The organism is Acinetobacter sp. TW_SC_4 (assembly GCF_054861205.1).
Genome location: NZ_CM142174.1, coordinates 2,091,734 through 2,109,212 on the forward strand (window position 1 = coordinate 2,091,734; position 17,479 = coordinate 2,109,212).

Below are 17,479 nucleotides of genomic sequence, written 5' to 3' on the forward strand. Positions count from 1 at the left end.
TATTGTTATGTATTCGAGGGTTTCTCGAGTGACTTTTTTAACGTTTTAATCAGATTGTCCCGGCTATTATCGAGTTTTTCCAGATCACTTGTCGAGTGTTTCGTCTGGCTTTGTTTGACATGATATTGCCAGGCCGGGATCAGCACCTGTTGTGCTTCTTTAAATCGATCCAGCAGGCTATAAGACAGTTGCTGGGACAATTGCATCTGGGTAATGGCGATGTCATTACTGCTTTGCAAGGTTCTTAAGGTATGCACCTTTTTCGAAAGCCGCTCAGAAAAATTATCCAGTGGATGCTGATTCCTGACAAACTGCGGATATTCAGATAAAAATTCTTCTGCTGCCACAATATGCTTGGCCATTTGCTCACGTAAACCGATCAGTTGCTGAAATCGTGATTGGGATTTCTGGATTTCAATTTGCAACTTACGGCTAAGGTGATCTGCCTGATCCAATAAATAGTCCAGTTTTTTATAGTATTCAACCTGACTTGAGCCATAGTCCAGATCAATACCCAGCCATTTCTGTAAGGCATTAAATTTACGCTTCTTGAGATATTTTTTTGATTGAGCCAACATGTGAATCAGCTGTTCAATAGTATGGCTCAGTTGTTGGGTCAGATGCGGATCTACCCCATTTAATAGTACGGACTGTGCCTGAATAAGTGGTTCAGCATAATGATTCAGCTTGTATTGATCGTTGAGTAAAGGCACAAGTTCATTGCGCTTGATACTTAGAATCTCGCTCTGCTCTACTGCAATGTCTTGGATTGGAATCAAAACATCTATCTGTGACATGGCCCTTTAAACTCAGTGAATTCGATTTTTATAGTACGTCTTTTCATTCAACATAACATGTAGCATTTTGCAAAGGAATGCTTCAGGCCATAGAATTTTCTTTATATAAGTTGAAGATATTGTTGGAATTAAGTTTGGCATACAGCCATTTTTTGTACAAATTATTTTGACTATAACCTGCTGTTTCTCTCTAGAACCTTTTTCATCGGCCTCAAATAGGCTAATAACCAACTAAATAAGGATAAGCACAATAAATGCCAAGTTAATTTATGGTCTTAATTAAGCTTTTTTAAACTTAAGAATACTTATAAGGCATTATAAAACATAAATAATTCTCGAATTTTAAGCATGAATTATTTATGATCAAGATCAACAATAAAGTAGGTAACCTGAGAATAAAATGGAACGTTTTTTTCATAATACGATGTATGCCGCACGCTGGATCTTAGCTCCTGTCTATTTTGGTTTATCATTCGCTTTATTATTACTGGCCTTAAAATTCTTTTAGGAAGTGATTCATGTTCTGCCGCATATCTTTGAATATACTGAAGCTGACCTGATCCTGGTGATTCTATCCCTGGTTGATATGACCATGGTTGGTGGACTTATTGTGATGGTGATGTTTTCAGGTTATGAAAATTTCGTTTCACAACTCAAAATCGATGAAAATAAAACCCGCCTGAACTGGCTCGGCACTATGGATGCCAATTCTCTTAAACTTAAAGTTGCGGCTTCCATCGTAGCTATTTCTTCGATTCACTTACTGCGTATTTTTATGGATGCCCGCAACGTCGAGAATGACAAAATCATGTGGTACATCATCATGCATCTGACTTTTGTGATTTCTGCATTTATTATGGGTTATCTGGATAAACTCACCAAGCATTAAAACATAGACATTAAAAAGCCCCGATTATAGGGGCTTTTTATATCGGCGAATTAACTAAAAAATTATAGATAGTCACCTTCTCGTTCCGGCTGATACAGCACTTTTTCAATCGTGACTTTCATCAATTGACCATCAGGTTGCGGCCATTCAATGGTCTGTCCTTCTGCCAAGCCCAAGATTGCAGTTCCAATCGGTGCTACGACATTCACCTGCCCCTTTTCACCTTTAAACTCATGCGGGTAGACCAAGGTGATTTCTACAGGCTCCGTTGATGGTGCAATCGTCAGTAATGCACGTGCATGCATAGTCACCACATTGCTTGGCATGTCCTCTGGTTTGACCACTTCAGCACGAGCCAGTTCATCTTCCAGTTGAAGCATGGTCTCACTGAGCTTGTCCTGATTTTCAAGCATGGTTTCGAGACGTTCCACATCCTGTTCAGATAAAATAATTTTTGGTTTAGCCATTCTTACTACCTTGTTTAATGAATGATTGAATAATCTTTAAAAAGCGAATGAATCTAGGTTCTAAGTAGTTAATCAGATTAAATTAAGTTCAAATATAAAAAATCTTTTTTAGCTGCTAAAAAAATTGTGTCTTAACTCAACTTATAAAGCTGTTTTTCAAAGAATGTAACCAGTTTTAGAAAAACTCAATACTCTTTTCGAAATCAGATTTATAGGATCTGTATTTCTCAACTTTGTTTTATAAAAGGATGAATATTTTATATATAGGATTGATTAAGCTTTGATCTTATCGTCTCTTTTAACTGATCATAAAAGTGAGCAGCAGAAGATGAGTCAGAAAAAATATCACCCAATAAAAAAGCCCCCTTGAGGGGGCTTTTCTCAAGTTAGGCTTATTTTGCGTAAACAGGGAATTTAGCGCAAACAGCAGCAACTTTTTCTTTAACCGCAGCGATTACGGCTTCATCGCCTTTAGCATCAAGGATGTCAGCGATCCAACCAGCAAGTTCACGAACTTCTGATTCACCGAAACCACGAGTCGTTACAGCAGGTGTACCGATACGGATACCTGAAGTCACGAATGGAGAACGTGGATCATTTGGTACAGAGTTTTTGTTCACAGTGATGTGAGCAGCACCTAACCAAGCGTCAGCATCTTTACCAGTGATATCTTGTTTGATCAGAGACAACAAGAACAGGTGGTTTTTAGTGCCGCCAGATACAACGTCGTAACCGCGTTCGATTAGAACTTCAGCCATAGCTTGAGCATTCTTAACCACTTGTTGTTGGTATGCTTTGTATTCAGGTGCCATTGCTTCTTTAAAGCAGATTGCTTTAGCGGCAACCGCGTGAACCAGAGGACCACCTTGGTTACCCGGGAATACAGCTGATTGAAGTTTTTTCTCGATTTCTTCGTTTGCTTTCGCCAGGATCAGACCTGAACGAGGGCCACGAAGAGTTTTGTGAGTAGTCGTTGTTGTTACGTCAGCAATTTGAACTGGACTTGGGTAAACACCAGCAGCAACCAGACCAGCGACGTGAGCCATATCTACAAACAGGTAAGCGCCAACTTTGTCCGCGATGTCACGGAAACGTTGCCAATCTACGATTTGGCTGTATGCAGAGAAACCAGCTACGATCATACGTGGTTTGTGTTCTACAGCTAAACGTTCAACTTCTTCATAATCGATCTCACCAGTTTCTGGATTCAGACCGTATTGAATTGCATTATAAGTTTTACCTGAGAAGCTTACTTTCGCACCGTGAGTCAAGTGACCACCGTGAGCCAGACTCATACCCAATACTGTGTCGCCTGGGTTAAGCAGCGCTAGGTAAACTGCAGAGTTTGCTTGAGAACCAGCATGTGGCTGAACGTTAGCATAATCAGCACCAAATAATTCTTTAGCACGGTCAATTGCCAATTGTTCAATGACATCTACATATTCACAACCGCCATAGTAGCGTTTGCCTGGGTAGCCTTCTGCATATTTGTTAGTGAGTTTTGATCCTTGAGCTTCCATTACTGCTGGTGAGCAATAGTTTTCAGAAGCGATCAACTCGATGTGCGCTTCTTGGCGAGCATCTTCGTTAGAGATTGCTTGAGCGATTTCTGGATCAAATTCAGCAATAGAGATATTGGCAAACATTAGCGAGGTCCTATTAAATTAGGGCTTTTAAGCCGTGCTAAGATTGGCGCGTATTGTAACATGAACTTTGCCAATTTCGACCATGAACTTTATTCAGTTTGCAATAAAAATAGCTCATGCTTAAAAAACATGAGCTATAGAGATAAAAATAAGTTATTGAATTGGCATTAGAGATTTTACATCTGAAATAATATTAGCAATATTCAGTGCATAGACGCTGCCATGGTCCCATGAACCGTCCGTAATATATTGTACCGAGGTTTGTTTCTGATTCGCCAAGCTAACCAAAACATCAGTTGCAGCCTTTGGAACAGTACTATCCGCATCTCCCTGATAAATAATCACAGGTGTAGACACTTTAACCTGTAAAGGCTGAGAGTCTTTATCCAGGAAATTCTTCACTACTGGAATACTCATAAAATTAGCTTGAGTACGCGGATATCCTTCTAGATTTCCATTGGTTTGAGCATAAGCTCCCATTGCCGTACCGAATTTTTTGCCCAATACATCATAACAGTCTGTTTCAGCATTCTTGGCAATCTCATCTGTTGGTGTTTTAAAGACCTGACTATATTGCAGATTTGGATTCGGATTACGCAATCCCGCGGCGATCAGCGCGGTAAAAGTATCTAAAGATGCTAGAGTTTGAATCTTTTTATTCAGATCTGGTTCTTGTCCAGCTTGAGCCTCTCCACCTGCCAGAATTAGACTGAAATTAGAAGCAGGAGCTAAAGCTACCGTACCTTTATAAGTCATTTGAGAAGCACGTGCTGCATATTGAGCAGCACCTAAAGCCGCTTGACCACCTTGAGAATGTCCCACAGCCATCCATTGATTCGAGGCATCCGAACCTAAATAGTCTTTTGCTGCGACTACAGCATCGGTAATTGAATAAGCTTCACTCTTAAGATTAAGGAAAGGATGAAGTTCTGTGCCACTCGGCTCTCCTAAGCCTTCATAATCAGGTGCAACGACCACATATCCCGCTTGAAGGAATCCGGCAATCATATTTTTGATATAAGGATTTATTTCATTGCGACTTGGTGCACACTGATCGGCCACACCCGTCGTACCATGTGCCCAGGCCACTATCGGCCAACCTTTCGCAGGAGGTGTTCCTTTTGGAGTGAAAACCAGTGCAGTTGCCTGGGTTTCGTTATTATTGATACCTAACATCTTATAAGTCATAATCACGCTTTCATCGGCAACAGCTGTCAGGTCCGTTTCGGTATAAGCCACAGGCGTTGCTACAACCGGATTGTCGATATTATTCACGGGAATAGCGGGTTTGGATTCATAATAACGATTATCATCGCTATCATTACATGCAGTTAAAGCTATGCTTAGTGCGAGTAGAGAACCACTCAATACATGACGTTTCATCGATCTTATCCTTGTCTTAATTATTATCTCTCATGATTTTAAAGTTTTATCTTTATCCGTTGATAAAACTAGAGAATAATTTCCCAAGTTATTTCATTAATTACAAGAGATTATTTTGTTATTTTTCTAATAAATAGCAATTTAATTTATGACCATTCCGACATGATAAATTTAAGTTATGGAAATATTTACAGAAACTTTGAAAACTTTTATTTATAAGTGTAGATTACAAATGTTCTATATCAGTCAAAAAGTCTGCAATTAAAGTTAAAATCCGGCATTTCAACTGTCAGGATTGAAATAATAATGTTAGATTTTGATATCCACTTTTTTCAGGCATATTTCTGTCATGCAGGCTATCATTCTCGACACTGAAACCCATACACTAAACGGTCAGCCGATTGAAATTGCGTATGCGCCTGTGGACATTCTGGACCATAAAATCAGCCTGGATAAAAGCCGACTGTTTGATCAGCTCTATAGCTGTGATGAACCGATTTCTTTTGCAGCCATGGCCGTGCATCATATTCTGGAATCAGATCTGGAAGGACAACCACATTACAGCAGCTTTAAACTTCCACAGGAAACCACTTATATCATTGGTCACAATATTGATTATGATATTCGTGCCTTAGAAAAATGCGGTGTAAATTCATCTAATATTAAAGCGATTTGTACGCTCGCTTTGGCTCGTCGCGTATGGCCAGATGCTGAGGCCCACAATATCTCTGCCCTGATTTATATGATCACTCGTGGCAGCGACCGTGCCCGTGAAATGATCCGTAAAGCGCATCGTGCTGATATGGATATTATTCTGACTGCGAATATCCTGATGCATATTGTGCATTACCTGAAAATCAGCAGTATTGAAGAACTATATGAAGCTTCTGAAGATGCGCGTATTCCACGTACCATCAATTTTGGTAAGCATCGTGGCACTGCGATTGCTGAACTGCCTGCTGACTATGTGCAATGGCTGCTTCGTCAGGAGGATCTCGATCCTTATTTGCGTAAGGCTTTAGAAAATACTGCAATTACAACTCTTTAATTTTAAGTAAATTTAACAGCATCTTCATATTAGTGTAATTTTCTAATATTAGCATCTACCTGAATTCTGTATATTAAGGCATTCAGGTATGATGCGCTATTCAAAAACTGCAAAGGGTCTACATGTTCTTCAACATCGTAATGTCGAGCTTAATGCACGTCAAAGACGTCTTTTGGTTTTAATTGGCACTGAAGATTTTGATTTACTCACACCTCAGTTTAAAGCGCGTATTGCACCACATGATTTGCTGCAACAATTGTGTGATATAGGACTGATTGAAGTACAAGAGTTAGAGACTTCAAATGCAGCAGTCGGTACAGAGTCAGCACAAACTTCAGCGCCTGCTAATAACTCAGTAAAAGCCTCATTTCCACACTTTCCTAAATCAAATATTCAGACTTCAATCACCAGTCCTGCCCCATCTGCCAATCTTGAAGCGCTGATTACCACGACATTAGTTGCCACGACCCACGTGCCTGACGTACCTGCTGACATTACCTATATAGCACTCAACCAAGAACAGGTACGCAGCTTGATGCTAGACAGTTTAAAAAAATACTGTGGCTTATTGGCCAATCAACACATTCAAAATATTGCTCAGGCACCAGATATCAATGCCTTAAAAGTCTGTCAGGTGCAATGGTTGACACTTCTCCAGGAAAGCCGCATGCCTTCACAAGAGTTAAACCAACTGTTCAAGCAAATTAGCCATGCTTTATCCATGTTGCGTGCTCAGGCTTAAAACTCTTCATAGATTCAGCCTTTTTAAGTCTATCTTAAGTTTAAAGATGAATAAATCCGGCGAAAAAATTTTTCTATTTAATTGAAAAATATAATTTTAATTCATACAAAAGTAGTTTTATTCATTTACTTTCGACTATAGATGCATAGCTATATTAAGGATTTAAAGCCATATAGAATGTATTACTTTTTATTCTTCCCACGTTTATGCAACACTATCTTGAATTCGATGCCTTTGATAATCCCATGCAACTGAGCAAGGTGGGAAACTGGGTCATTACTTTTGTCAGTGCTGCCGATGAACTAGAACATATTCAGTTGGCGATCACGTATGTCTTGCCTCGCCAGATCAGTGATGCGCTGCAACCACGTCGCATACTGATTGAGAAAACTGCCTATGAACATCAATGGCTGATTCAGACGATTGAATGCTTTGACAGCAAGACCAATCAGGAAGTACAAATTGCAGCTGCAGATGCATTGGGACAACAGACGCTTCAGCAGATTCTGGAAGAATTTGGTCGTTATGATGTAAATGTCACATTAAAAGTTTTCTGAAATAATGCTTTTCTTAGAGCGTATTTTCGAAGAAATTAATTTAGATCATCTATATAGATAGTTTGATATTATTTAATATAAAAAAATGATAAAACTGAGCAATGATAGGAATTTATCCAATCTCTTTGAATTAAATTTATCAGTTTGTATTCTGCATCAAACAATTTGATAAAGAAGTGAACTAAGATATCAAAATCAAGCTCATCATTGGATGAGCTATATCTTTCTTTAAACGTCATAAAGCAGCTTAATGAATCCCGGATCCTTATTTAGCATCCAAAACACGATAGATGCAGTCGGTCTGCTCACTGGCAAATAACAGTTCAATTGTTGGTCTGATAATTTCATCATCCACCACAATATATTCGACTTGCTGTTCCAAACGCTGGGACGGATCACTATGCTGAGCACCGGCACGTAGTAATGCTTTTACATTCAGGGTTTTGCCATACTGGTTTTTGACTTGCACTTCAATTAAACCTTCTGTCATCGTCATACCTCCCTTTATTGGCATTATTAAATTTGCTTGTCTGAATTCTTATAACATAGTTATTTGAAAGGCTTTCAAACGAATATGTAAGATTTTTTAGCGAGCACCTTTTATCGACTATATATAGTCGCTAATGAAGAATGTGCTATACAAATAAAAGAATCGAAATTATTAATAACTCTCGCTTAAAATTTTGCATTAAAAAGCCCGCATCGCTGCGGGCTCTGTGTTGGATGGCTAGTGCTAGATTTATTGCCTGAACCTAAGTTCGAGCTCAACTAACTGTCATTGATCCGTCCAACTTATTGGTAGCGTCGTTTCGTTTTATGACCTACCATGAGTTCAATATAGCAGGATTTTTTTTACCTACAATACACTTTTACACTTCTAAAAGAAGACTTATACAATATTTAAATTGTGCTTTTTCAAAAGCAGATTAGAATATTTTGGCTGGATCAATAGAGCACTACAAACAACTCTATTCTTTTCAATCTCTATATCCTACCTATTTAAATTTTAATAAAAATATTCTTTATTTATGTGAAAAATGAATAATTTTAGCTAGATACAATTTTAAATCTTAAGTAAAAGAGTTCGCTATTAAGGCCATTGATTAGCCACTAAAAGTAATAGCGAAAACCAAATTGATAAGTAACCCCATTCAAGTCCAGATCATCACTCTTGCCAGAGACACATGCGCCATTCATACAAATCTTGGCATCACGGTTAAACATCCATTGATAACCAAAAGATCCAAATAAATCTGCTTCAGGAGCAATTTTATAACCGACTTCCAAGGCAACAGGAATTGTAAAATAATCCAATTCCAGATCGACTCGACCAAGATCTGCATCCGTTTCACTTTCATCTACCCAGCTCATTCCCAGACCTATAGAAATTGCTGAATAAAACTGATCATTTTCCAGAAATTTATTTTTTACCCCAATTGTAACTTGATTGTAATCAATATCTGAGCTTTGAAATTTGTATTCGGCCCATAAGCTGGTCGTCGGATGGGATTGATATTCACCATTAATAAACAGCCCATCGAATGATTCAGTACCCAAAAAGCTGTCTGACCCTATTTTTGAACCGGCGTAACCAAAAGCTAAAGAGTACTGACTTATTAGGTTTTCTTGAGCATAATAAGGTGTAGTCGTAATAACGGCTTTATCTTTTGGAGCAGGATTACCATATTGAATAGCTAAAGGTGTATTCGCTTCAGCAACTGAAGAAGCCCCAATCATTAACCCAATGAATAATAATTTTTTCATATCTATATCTCATTTTTATTGTGAGCATAAGATACTAATTTTTTTTGATAAAAAAACTACTCAGCACATCTATTTATAGAAACAACAATTTATGAGATTAAACAAACTATAAATACAACAATGTAATTCACCCATTTTTATAGAATAAGAGGTCTAAGAGCATCTTCTACAGACATTACTACTTATATTCCCAAGAGGTAATTCCCGATGGCTAAACCAGATGAAGAACTGAATGAAGAGTTTCCAGAAGAAGAGTTAGACCCACAAGAGAAACAAGATCGAGAGATTCAACGCGGTCAGTTAGGCGTAGATCAAGACCCTCAGGTGAAAAGAGATCAAATACGTCAAAAACATCAGGATGAAGAGGAAGAGAATCCATAATTTATTTTATAAATCTGGAATTGTTTTTTTAGTCTAATGAGGTAAGTGAACTAATAAAATGATGGTGCGCTCAGCGGGCACTTTCATTAATTTTGTGTTTTCTCGTCTTTTCTAATTTTATCTAATTTTTTCTTTATTATTATTAGTTTAACGGGTCATTTTGAGGTGGCTAGTTTCATGTTACCTCATTATTCCTTATTATTCATTCTAAATTGATTACGCCAAAATTACGCCACAACATTTTAGAGAGAAAAATATGGCCACCTTTAGACAAAGGGGTGATGCTTGGCGAGTTGAGATTAGTGTGAATGGTACTCGGGAAAGTGCGACATTCGATACTAAGACTCAGGCTCGCGCATGGGCATCAAAACGTGAAACTGAATTAAGAGAGTTATCACGCGGAAAGCTTCCTGATTATACATTAAATTGTGCAATTGATAGATACATTGCGGAAGTGTGCCCAAAGCACAAAGGCTGTGATTCTGAAATTAAGCGATTCAAGGCATTTCAAAAAAACTTTCCTAAACTATGCAAAAAACACATTGCCAAAATTACCACTGATGATTTTGTGGTGTGGCGTGATACCAGGTTAAAAACAGTCAAGCCGGCCTCGGTACGACGTGAGGGCAACATACTGTCAGCTTTGTTTACAGTAGCGCGCACGGAATGGAAGTGGGTCTATGATTCTCCAATGAGTGACCTGAAGATGCCACCACCGCCAGCACATCGGGATAGACGCATATCAGAGGATGAGATTTATAGGCTTTGTCTGGCTGCTGAGTTTGATGATCAGGCACCTGAGAATTTTACACAGCAAATTATGATTGCTTTTTTATTGGCGATTGAAACCGCGATGCGTGCTGGAGAGATTCGCGGCCTGACTTGGGATCGGGTTTATTTAAAGAATAGATATGTGACTTTGAATGAAACCAAGAATGGCACCAAACGGCATGTACCTTTATCAAAGCGTGCAGTTAAATTACTTGAGCTAATGAAAGGCATTGGTAGTCATCAGGTTTTTACGGTGAAAGATTCGAGCTTTGATACACTTTGGAGGAAGTTGCGAGATAAGTGTGAAATTGAGGATTTACATTTTCACGACTCAAGACATGAGGCATGCACAAGGCTTGCTCAGAAATTGGAAGTATTGGATTTGGCGCGGATGATCGGGCATAAGGATTTAAGAAGCCTGATGATTTATTACAATGCAACCGCATCAGAGATTGCAAATAGGTTGGATTAAGGCCCTTTAAAGAGCCTTCACACATATCCCAACATTCACATTCGTCGTGATTGAATGAGCTGTGCAGCCTGATAAGAGGAGGCACAGCATTAAACTAATTGTCTTGAGCTGCATATTTAAGGTTATCCGCAACACGATTGACCCATCCTTTGCCCCATGTCGGCCATGTGCTTAAAGATGTATAAAACCTTAGTCGCTCAGCAGTCAAAGTTAGAATCACATCGTTTAGGTCTTGAGCGTTCACAGCTTCCATGGTTTTAGGTCCGATGATGCCATCTGCAGTTACGCCAACTGCTTGCTGTAATTCTTGAATTGCTCGTTTCTTACCGGCATTAATTGCAAAATCCCAAAGTTGGAATGTGATAGCAGAATGTAAGCCATTTCCACCCAACTTATCCCACCAATCCTTTTTATAAATTTCTTTGGCTTGAGCAAGAGATAAATTTTTAATATCTAAATTTGGATAGGTGTTTGCAGCAATGCCGTATTTTGTACCTTTTAACTCACCCACCCCCACCTTTCCACCAGTCCAATTGCCTGGGTCGCGTTTATCATTGGTATATCCGCCTTCATGACCGATCAACCTTTGAAACGCTTTCTCAAAAGTAATTGAATCAATCGGTAGGTTTGCGAAACCTAAAATAGTTGGATCTGGGTGAAGCTCTGGCTGAGCCTTCTTGCGTCCTACATATGTCGCTAAAAATACCAAAACGATAGATGCGATACTTTGATACGGTTCAGGCAATACATTGGCGTTATATACTTCCTGTAAAACCAAATGTACACAGGATAAAAAAAGCGCCATATAGGCGCCATATTTTACTGAGTCAAACTTCCATACACTTTCATTAATTAATTTCATTTTTCCTCTCTCATATTTCGTTCGTAAAGTTTGTTGCGGATTTCTTCCAAAGTACGAAGGGTCTGATCAGATTGTTTTTCAAGGACCTGGATCTTCTGGCTATTGGCCATAGCTAATGTATTCACCGTATCCGTTTTAGCAGTCTGATTATTCCAGGCGGCAGCAAAGACACCTATGATTGCAATCCCACCCCAGCGGACCAGATTGGTCACACTATCTATTTTGGTTTTACTTTCATTCAATACCCGGATCTGCATATCGACTTCTTTGTGCCTTACCTCAGCATCCATTCGCAGCTGCTTTATATCAGCTCGAATACTTGATTTTGTTCGGTCTAGATCTGCCTCGAAATCCCCTTTTGCCTGTTGCAGGTTGTTATCCAGGTGTTTTTGCTTTTCCTGAAGCTGATCAAACTGCATGCTCATTCGGTCGATCTTTTGAGGCACATCAGCCAATTTTTCCATACTTTGCCGCAACTGATTGATGTTGTCTGAAATTGCGTAAAGTTGACTTGGTGTTATTGGTGGTGGATCAGATGAGTAGTCATTTGACATTGCGCCCCCCCTAAATTTTGGTAATAAAAAAGCACCCGAAGGTGCTATAACTGGACTGCTTCAACTTGTTCTTTTGTTTCAGCATCAAAGATGAGTTGTCTTGCAATACGCCCTCTTTCGTGAACGCTTGCGATATGGGCTTGTAATGCTGCATAGAGTTGCTGCAACTGTGATGCACTTAACTCAGCCGTTGTATTGTCAGCTAAAGTCCAGACTTGATCTACACCAGCAACCGCTGCGCCCATAATTCGACCTTGTGAAGATTGATCTGAGTCGTAAATACCGCCTTCAAACTCAAAGCCACCAAATTCCAATTGATCGCGCCCAGATTTAATCTCAACCCATTTCTGGGCTTTGATTTCATCAAGGGTACGAGGATCAACCCAATCCTTTAGATCATAATTAAATATGTGGTGTTGTGTTGGTTGAGCAGGCATTGCCACCCAGCCATCCTGATAGTACATATTTGGGGCGGGCGGATCTTCCACAACTACACATCCACGCGGGGTATTTAGTTTTATTGAATCCAGGCTTCCGTTGATTATTTTTAATAACTCTCCCTTTGTTGAGACAATAGCTGTCATTTTTTTAACTCCAGTACGGACATAGATCTACTAATGATCTTAAAGTTTGAATTACAAGCAATGTTAAGTGGCTGAGATGCACCCACTTGGCGCGCAAAACCAGCTCTAAGGGTATAGGTGGAAACTCCGGTAGTCGTACTATCATCAATAGCCGCAACAATTGAGACGTTGCCATTAAAGCTTACATTGATATTTCCGCTTTCAAGACGGCAAGGAATGGATGATCTACCAATAAGTGAGCCATTTTTATATATTGATATAAAAAATGTCGCCAAACCTCGATCATTGTTCGAAACAGCCTGCCCTCTGCCATCACCAACACTAAAAGATGCATAATCGCTTGTAGATATGGTTACAGATGCATCAACACGTACTTTTCCTCCCTTTCTATCTATATTTATAGACAGTAAATCGCCGATATGATTTTCCCATGCTGTTAAGTGATTTGTGAAGTCATTATTTGGCTGACCTCCTGTGGCCCCCCCACTAAAGCCAGCACCAGTTACAATGGGTGCATCATTTTTAATACCTATCGGCACGGTTACAGCTTCATCTTGAATTTTTAAAGTATTAACTGCCAAATCTGCAATCTTGCCTCGCGTCACCGCCAAATCATCGATTTTCGCTGTCTTAACCGCCAAATCATCAATATGAGAAGTTTTGACAGACTGATAGTCCATGAATGCAGACTTTATATAAGCACCTACAGGAAACACTGTACCCGTCACCGGATCAGTGAATGGCGTATTGCGGAAAATGAATGGGTAATAACCTGTGCTATTACCAGAACCAATCGCGAATGAATCAAAGTTCAAAATGAAATTAGATTCTTTTCCATCATTGGCACCGCCCCAGCCTGCGACTTTACCATTTACATCAAGCTTGATGTACTTCTGCGCATGCAAGCCATTTACAGATTGACTGACCTCCTGAATTGATGCGGTGTTTTGACCTACAGTGGTTTGAATGGTGCCAACTTGTGTTGCTGTAGCCCCCTGCTGTGTAGTCAAAGTATTGACTTGGTTTTGCACTGTCGCGATGTTTTGCGTCGCAGTGTTGGCTTTGCCAAGTGCATTATCTGCTGTTGATTGAGCTGTAGCGGTGGCTGATTGAACTGTGTCAATTCTCTGCCCTAATGCTGAATTAGCATCAGCACGGGCAATCACTTCAGCCTGAATGAGCGCTGTGTTATCTCCAATCTGAGCAACTGTAGTGTCAATACGCTGACTCAAAGCCATGTCATTTTCAATCATTGCTGATTGCAAAGTCCATGTGCCTGCAAAGCCTTCAGTTGATCCAATCAGGTCTTCAGTTGAGCCAATTAACTTCGGATTAACCTGTGCATATACACCATCAATCTTGGTGGTATTGGCACTGATTTTCCCCTCATGTTCAGCCACTTTTGCATTAGTTTGAGACAATGCGCCAGTACTGGCCTTATCACCTAACTCTAATGTAATAGCATCAAGTCGTGTTGCATTGGCACCTGATTGAGTTGCAGCAACATTCGCAGTAGATAAAGCAGTTGCAGCAGTTTGATTTGCTGTATCGGCTGTATTGGCTGCCTGATTGGCAATAGCACTTGCTTGGGTTGCAAGACTTGCTGCTGATCCAGCCTGAGTTGTTGCAGTTTCAGCCTTGGTTAGTGCGGTTGCTGCATTGGTTTTTGCAGTATTTGCATTGCCTTCTGCTGTAGTTACGCGACTATCCAGCGCTTGTACTGCTTGCGTATTTGCAGATGTCGCGGTTACTGCTGTATTCACCTGCTGCTGAACATTGGCAAGTGCCTGATCATTGCTACTCTTGTAGTTGTTCAAGGCATTTAAATTGGCAGTGTCACCACTTTGACGATCTTCAATCTCCTGAGTTAGACCATCATTCAAGTCTTGTACTGCTGAAATCCGTTGCTGGGTCTCCTGATTTAAGGCTGTATTCAGCTGGTCTGCCTGAGTCTGCACTGCTGTGATATTGTCAATCAAATTACCAATATCACCATCAAGACCTGCAATCGTATCAATCTTGTCAATCTTGGTTTGCAGATCCTGGTGCAGCTGCGTCTCTGTAATTTTGCCAGACAAAATATCTAGCACTGCTGAAGCATCAGCAGACGTAGTCGCACTTACACGCTCAGACCATGGACCAATATTACCAATTCGGTCAATCAGGCGACCACGGAACCAACGTGTTAAATTTGGCTGCATTCCCTGAATTTCATGCGTATCTGTTGGATAAGCAAATAAACCAAGCTGTGCAGCATTAGCACCGTTTGACGTGCTTGAGATTTCAATTTCCGTATAAGCGGTATCAAGTGCGCCAACCGCAGGAAAATTCCAGTTCAGGCGATACCCAAATAGAATTCCTGTTGCGGATATATTTGCTAAAGCTGGCGGTAAGCCTTGTTTTCCGGTCAGTGCAGTCAGAATTGAATATGTTGGCAGGGATGCAATATCAAATGCAGAAATCGCAGTTACACGCGCTTCATAATTACCCGCATAAATGCCTAACACTTCAGCTGAGTTATTTCCGGTAATCGGCAACTTAATCCATGTGCCATCATCTTTGCGCCATTCCACCTGGTACTTGGTTGCACCTTGTGCCTGTGGCCATGAGATAACCATGGTTTCCACTGCAAGACCTTGTTGCACCATAGTTTCAGAAGTGATTGATACAGACTCGACTGGTGCCTGAATAGTTGGATTGATGATGGAAATCGGACGCTCATCGATAAATGCACCAAAATCAATCGCATCATATTTTGCTGATTCATACTGTAGTGCAGTGATTGAAAACTGATGTTTCTCATCTTGAGTAATACTCATGACTCGAAACTTCATGGTTTTTAAATCTTGCGCATCAACGGCCCAGATATTTTCTGGTGCAACCGCATCAAAAGCCGTGGTTACAGTGATATTGCGACCATTTATAGATGATACAATTCGACCTTGAGCCTTACCATCCTCACCATTTACAACCAGTCGATCACCTGCGCGGCACACCACATCATCGCGATCAATCGTAATGGTTTTGCGATCAGCCGAGACTTTAGAAATACGCCCGCCATTGGCACGACCTGCAAACAGTTCATCCGCAATCTCAATCACACGGCCCGGCTGTGGGATATAACCATCCAAACCAACTTTAAAAGATACAGTGCGAGTTTCCAGCTGCTCAGACTTTAACGCCCAAAGACCTGCACGCTGTGCCTGCCCTTCAGAAGTACAGCCCCATGCATCAATTTCAACGATACGCACGCCAAGCGGACTGGCGATTGCTTTCTCATCACGCACATAGACATATTCAGTTTTGTAGTGATTTGCTGGGTTATCCCAAGCCACTTTTGCTACGGTATGTCGATCACGTGCACGTGTGCCTGAATACTCAAATAAACCATCAATAACGTTAGCACGGGTGTAAGTAAAATAAGTATCCTGTGGGATATCCGCATCACACACGATGGAATTGCCATCCCAATAACTGATTGCACGGAATACACCTGCCAGCTTGCTTAAGATCGTATAAGCATCTTCTGTGGATTGCAGATACACGTTACAGGTAAAACGCGGTTCCTGACCGCCTTTGCCATCACTTACCATCTGGTCGCAGTATTGGGCAAGGCGATACAAAGACCACTTGTCCAACATTGCAGACGTTAAGCGATCTCCTAAAGCATAGCGTTTTGATGTGCAAATATCGTAATAGATCCAGGCTGGATTATTGGTATAGGCGCGCTTAAAAGTGCCGTCCCACATCCCGGCATAAGTGCGTGCAACCGGATCATAATTTGACGGAACCTGAAGCTTGATACCTTTTAAATCAACCGCGACTTTTGCCACATTAGAAAAGGTTTCGGCATCATATTGAAGGCCAAGCAAAGCAGTATTTGGATAGCTCAATTTGAGATCGATTACCTCAGTCAATGCATCCACATACATCTTGTCACTGATGTATTCGGATGTTGAATTGGGTGTTAATCGACGGACGCGAATCGTCCAGCCAGTATCTGCTTTAGGCAAATCAATACGATGTGGGCGCTCATAGTTTGCAGAGGTTTTATCGGCAATTTGAGTATTTAAAACCTCGGTCCATGTGCCGCCATCAGTTTGTAGATCAATCGCATACTGAATGACGATGCCTTTTACATCTCCATTTTCAGCATTCTGCTCACGTAGCGGCCCCCACTTAAAGCGTAAACGGATTGCATCCAGATCTGTATTAGTGAGTGATCGAACCCAAGGCGATTCAGACTTCAGCTCGACATTGATTGCAGTTTCAGAGGAGATGTCTGGAAAGCCTTCGATATAAGTCTGGTCATTAGTACCATGACGAAAATCAGCCTGTACACCCTCAAAATTCCAGCCACCAGCCGGATTTTGTAGTGGGGTTTCTTCCAGGTAAACTGATTGCAGACCATTGGCTAGACCCTCGACTTCACCTTCAGATAGGCCATATAAAATTTTAATATAGGTCTTGGATTGGGCTGAATCTGGTGCAATCACCGCTTTTCTTGCTTTGCCTTGTCCCGCTTTTGCGCCTTTAATTACTGCGTTCATACTTTTCCTTAG

The 17,479-nt window shown here is 40.5% G+C and carries 16 protein-coding genes; 6 read left to right on the top strand and 10 right to left on the bottom strand.

Annotation, left to right across the window (positions count from 1 at the left end):
- Positions 1 to 5: 5 nt before the first annotated feature.
- Positions 6 to 797, bottom strand: coding sequence for a tellurium resistance protein (locus ACWM1W_RS09980; protein ID WP_375726248.1), 792 nt, complete (start codon positions 795 to 797; stop codon positions 6 to 8).
- A gap of 511 nt (positions 798 to 1,308) precedes the next feature.
- Here ACWM1W_RS09980 and ACWM1W_RS09985 point away from each other — a divergent pair.
- Positions 1,309 to 1,686, top strand: coding sequence for a TIGR00645 family protein (locus tag ACWM1W_RS09985; RefSeq protein ID WP_228301755.1), 378 nt, complete (start codon positions 1,309 to 1,311; stop codon positions 1,684 to 1,686).
- Positions 1,687 to 1,748: 62 nt separating this feature from the next.
- Here ACWM1W_RS09985 and rnk read toward each other — a convergent pair whose 3' ends face one another.
- From rnk to ACWM1W_RS10000, 3 genes are all read right to left on the bottom strand, one after another.
- Positions 1,749 to 2,153, bottom strand: a complete 405-nt coding sequence (gene rnk / locus ACWM1W_RS09990) for a nucleoside diphosphate kinase regulator (protein WP_034171243.1) — start codon at positions 2,151 to 2,153, stop codon at positions 1,749 to 1,751.
- Positions 2,154 to 2,545: 392 nt separating this feature from the next.
- On the bottom strand, positions 2,546 to 3,799 hold the full coding sequence (gene glyA / locus ACWM1W_RS09995; protein ID WP_004784306.1) for a serine hydroxymethyltransferase: 1,254 nt from the start codon (positions 3,797 to 3,799) through the stop codon (positions 2,546 to 2,548).
- Positions 3,800 to 3,952: 153 nt separating this feature from the next.
- Positions 3,953 to 5,182 carry an alpha/beta hydrolase gene (locus tag ACWM1W_RS10000; protein ID WP_375726249.1) on the bottom strand — a complete coding sequence of 410 codons (1,230 nt, stop codon included), beginning with the start codon at positions 5,180 to 5,182 and terminating at the stop codon, positions 3,953 to 3,955.
- A gap of 349 nt (positions 5,183 to 5,531) precedes the next feature.
- Between ACWM1W_RS10000 and ACWM1W_RS10005 the strand changes: the two genes are divergently transcribed.
- From ACWM1W_RS10005 to ACWM1W_RS10015, 3 genes are all read left to right on the top strand, one after another.
- The gene (locus ACWM1W_RS10005; RefSeq protein ID WP_005236528.1) at positions 5,532 to 6,230 is read left to right on the top strand and encodes a DUF3820 family protein; all 699 of its coding nucleotides are present in this window, start codon (positions 5,532 to 5,534) and stop codon (positions 6,228 to 6,230) included.
- 91 nt (positions 6,231 to 6,321) lie between these two features.
- The gene (locus ACWM1W_RS10010) at positions 6,322 to 6,972 is read left to right on the top strand and encodes a hypothetical protein (RefSeq protein ID WP_228128849.1); all 651 of its coding nucleotides are present in this window, start codon (positions 6,322 to 6,324) and stop codon (positions 6,970 to 6,972) included.
- A gap of 206 nt (positions 6,973 to 7,178) precedes the next feature.
- Positions 7,179 to 7,529, top strand: coding sequence for a hypothetical protein (locus tag ACWM1W_RS10015; protein ID WP_175967799.1), 351 nt, complete (start codon positions 7,179 to 7,181; stop codon positions 7,527 to 7,529).
- 265 nt (positions 7,530 to 7,794) lie between these two features.
- Here ACWM1W_RS10015 and ACWM1W_RS10020 read toward each other — a convergent pair whose 3' ends face one another.
- Together ACWM1W_RS10020 and ACWM1W_RS10025 are read right to left on the bottom strand one after the other, a co-directional pair.
- Positions 7,795 to 8,019 carry a hypothetical protein gene (locus ACWM1W_RS10020; protein WP_034171238.1) on the bottom strand — a complete coding sequence of 75 codons (225 nt, stop codon included), beginning with the start codon at positions 8,017 to 8,019 and terminating at the stop codon, positions 7,795 to 7,797.
- A gap of 620 nt (positions 8,020 to 8,639) precedes the next feature.
- Positions 8,640 to 9,293, bottom strand: coding sequence for a hypothetical protein (locus ACWM1W_RS10025; protein WP_005236538.1), 654 nt, complete (start codon positions 9,291 to 9,293; stop codon positions 8,640 to 8,642).
- Positions 9,294 to 9,500: 207 nt separating this feature from the next.
- Here ACWM1W_RS10025 and ACWM1W_RS10030 point away from each other — a divergent pair, with 207 nt between their 5' ends.
- On the top strand, positions 9,501 to 9,674 hold the full coding sequence (locus tag ACWM1W_RS10030) for a hypothetical protein (RefSeq protein WP_004784318.1): 174 nt from the start codon (positions 9,501 to 9,503) through the stop codon (positions 9,672 to 9,674).
- Positions 9,675 to 9,930: 256 nt separating this feature from the next.
- Complete coding sequence (locus ACWM1W_RS10035) at positions 9,931 to 10,917, top strand: site-specific integrase (RefSeq protein WP_461603204.1); 987 nt, start codon at positions 9,931 to 9,933, stop codon at positions 10,915 to 10,917.
- 94 nt (positions 10,918 to 11,011) lie between these two features.
- Here the strand turns inward: ACWM1W_RS10035 and ACWM1W_RS10040 are convergent, their stop codons facing one another.
- The 4 genes from ACWM1W_RS10040 to gpJ all read right to left on the bottom strand — a co-directional run bounded on the left by ACWM1W_RS10040 (position 11,012) and on the right by gpJ (position 17,467).
- On the bottom strand, positions 11,012 to 11,527 hold the full coding sequence (locus tag ACWM1W_RS10040) for a glycoside hydrolase family 108 protein (RefSeq protein ID WP_461603315.1): 516 nt from the start codon (positions 11,525 to 11,527) through the stop codon (positions 11,012 to 11,014).
- Between the two features lie 248 nt (positions 11,528 to 11,775).
- The gene (locus ACWM1W_RS10045; RefSeq protein ID WP_461603205.1) at positions 11,776 to 12,333 is read right to left on the bottom strand and encodes a hypothetical protein; all 558 of its coding nucleotides are present in this window, start codon (positions 12,331 to 12,333) and stop codon (positions 11,776 to 11,778) included.
- Between the two features lie 44 nt (positions 12,334 to 12,377).
- On the bottom strand, positions 12,378 to 12,917 hold the full coding sequence (locus tag ACWM1W_RS10050) for a DUF4376 domain-containing protein (RefSeq protein WP_461603206.1): 540 nt from the start codon (positions 12,915 to 12,917) through the stop codon (positions 12,378 to 12,380).
- Positions 12,914 to 17,467: a TipJ family phage tail tip protein gene (gpJ, locus tag ACWM1W_RS10055; protein ID WP_461603207.1), complete on the bottom strand. Its 4,554-nt coding sequence runs from the start codon at positions 17,465 to 17,467 to the stop codon at positions 12,914 to 12,916. The genes ACWM1W_RS10050 and gpJ overlap by 4 nt, the downstream gene beginning before the upstream one ends.
- Positions 17,468 to 17,479: the final 12 nt, after the last annotated feature.

What these genes read in the sequence shown, in the direction of transcription:
- ACWM1W_RS09980 (WP_375726248.1), bottom strand. Translation starts at nt 797, where the DNA reads ATGTCACAGATAGATGTTTTGATTCCAATCCAAGACATTGCAGTAGAG.
- rnk (WP_034171243.1), bottom strand. Translation starts at nt 2,153, where the DNA reads ATGGCTAAACCAAAAATTATTTTATCTGAACAGGATGTGGAACGTCTC.
- glyA (WP_004784306.1), bottom strand. Translation starts at nt 3,799, where the DNA reads ATGTTTGCCAATATCTCTATTGCTGAATTTGATCCAGAAATCGCTCAA.
- ACWM1W_RS10000 (WP_375726249.1), bottom strand. Translation starts at nt 5,182, where the DNA reads ATGAAACGTCATGTATTGAGTGGTTCTCTACTCGCACTAAGCATAGCT.
- ACWM1W_RS10005 (WP_005236528.1), top strand. Translation starts at nt 5,532, where the DNA reads ATGCAGGCTATCATTCTCGACACTGAAACCCATACACTAAACGGTCAG.
- ACWM1W_RS10010 (WP_228128849.1), top strand. Translation starts at nt 6,322, where the DNA reads ATGCGCTATTCAAAAACTGCAAAGGGTCTACATGTTCTTCAACATCGT.
- ACWM1W_RS10015 (WP_175967799.1), top strand. Translation starts at nt 7,179, where the DNA reads ATGCAACACTATCTTGAATTCGATGCCTTTGATAATCCCATGCAACTG.
- ACWM1W_RS10020 (WP_034171238.1), bottom strand. Translation starts at nt 8,019, where the DNA reads ATGACAGAAGGTTTAATTGAAGTGCAAGTCAAAAACCAGTATGGCAAA.
- ACWM1W_RS10025 (WP_005236538.1), bottom strand. Translation starts at nt 9,293, where the DNA reads ATGAAAAAATTATTATTCATTGGGTTAATGATTGGGGCTTCTTCAGTT.
- ACWM1W_RS10030 (WP_004784318.1), top strand. Translation starts at nt 9,501, where the DNA reads ATGGCTAAACCAGATGAAGAACTGAATGAAGAGTTTCCAGAAGAAGAG.
- ACWM1W_RS10035 (WP_461603204.1), top strand. Translation starts at nt 9,931, where the DNA reads ATGGCCACCTTTAGACAAAGGGGTGATGCTTGGCGAGTTGAGATTAGT.
- ACWM1W_RS10045 (WP_461603205.1), bottom strand. Translation starts at nt 12,333, where the DNA reads ATGTCAAATGACTACTCATCTGATCCACCACCAATAACACCAAGTCAA.
- ACWM1W_RS10050 (WP_461603206.1), bottom strand. Translation starts at nt 12,917, where the DNA reads ATGACAGCTATTGTCTCAACAAAGGGAGAGTTATTAAAAATAATCAAC.
- gpJ (WP_461603207.1), bottom strand. Translation starts at nt 17,467, where the DNA reads ATGAACGCAGTAATTAAAGGCGCAAAAGCGGGACAAGGCAAAGCAAGA.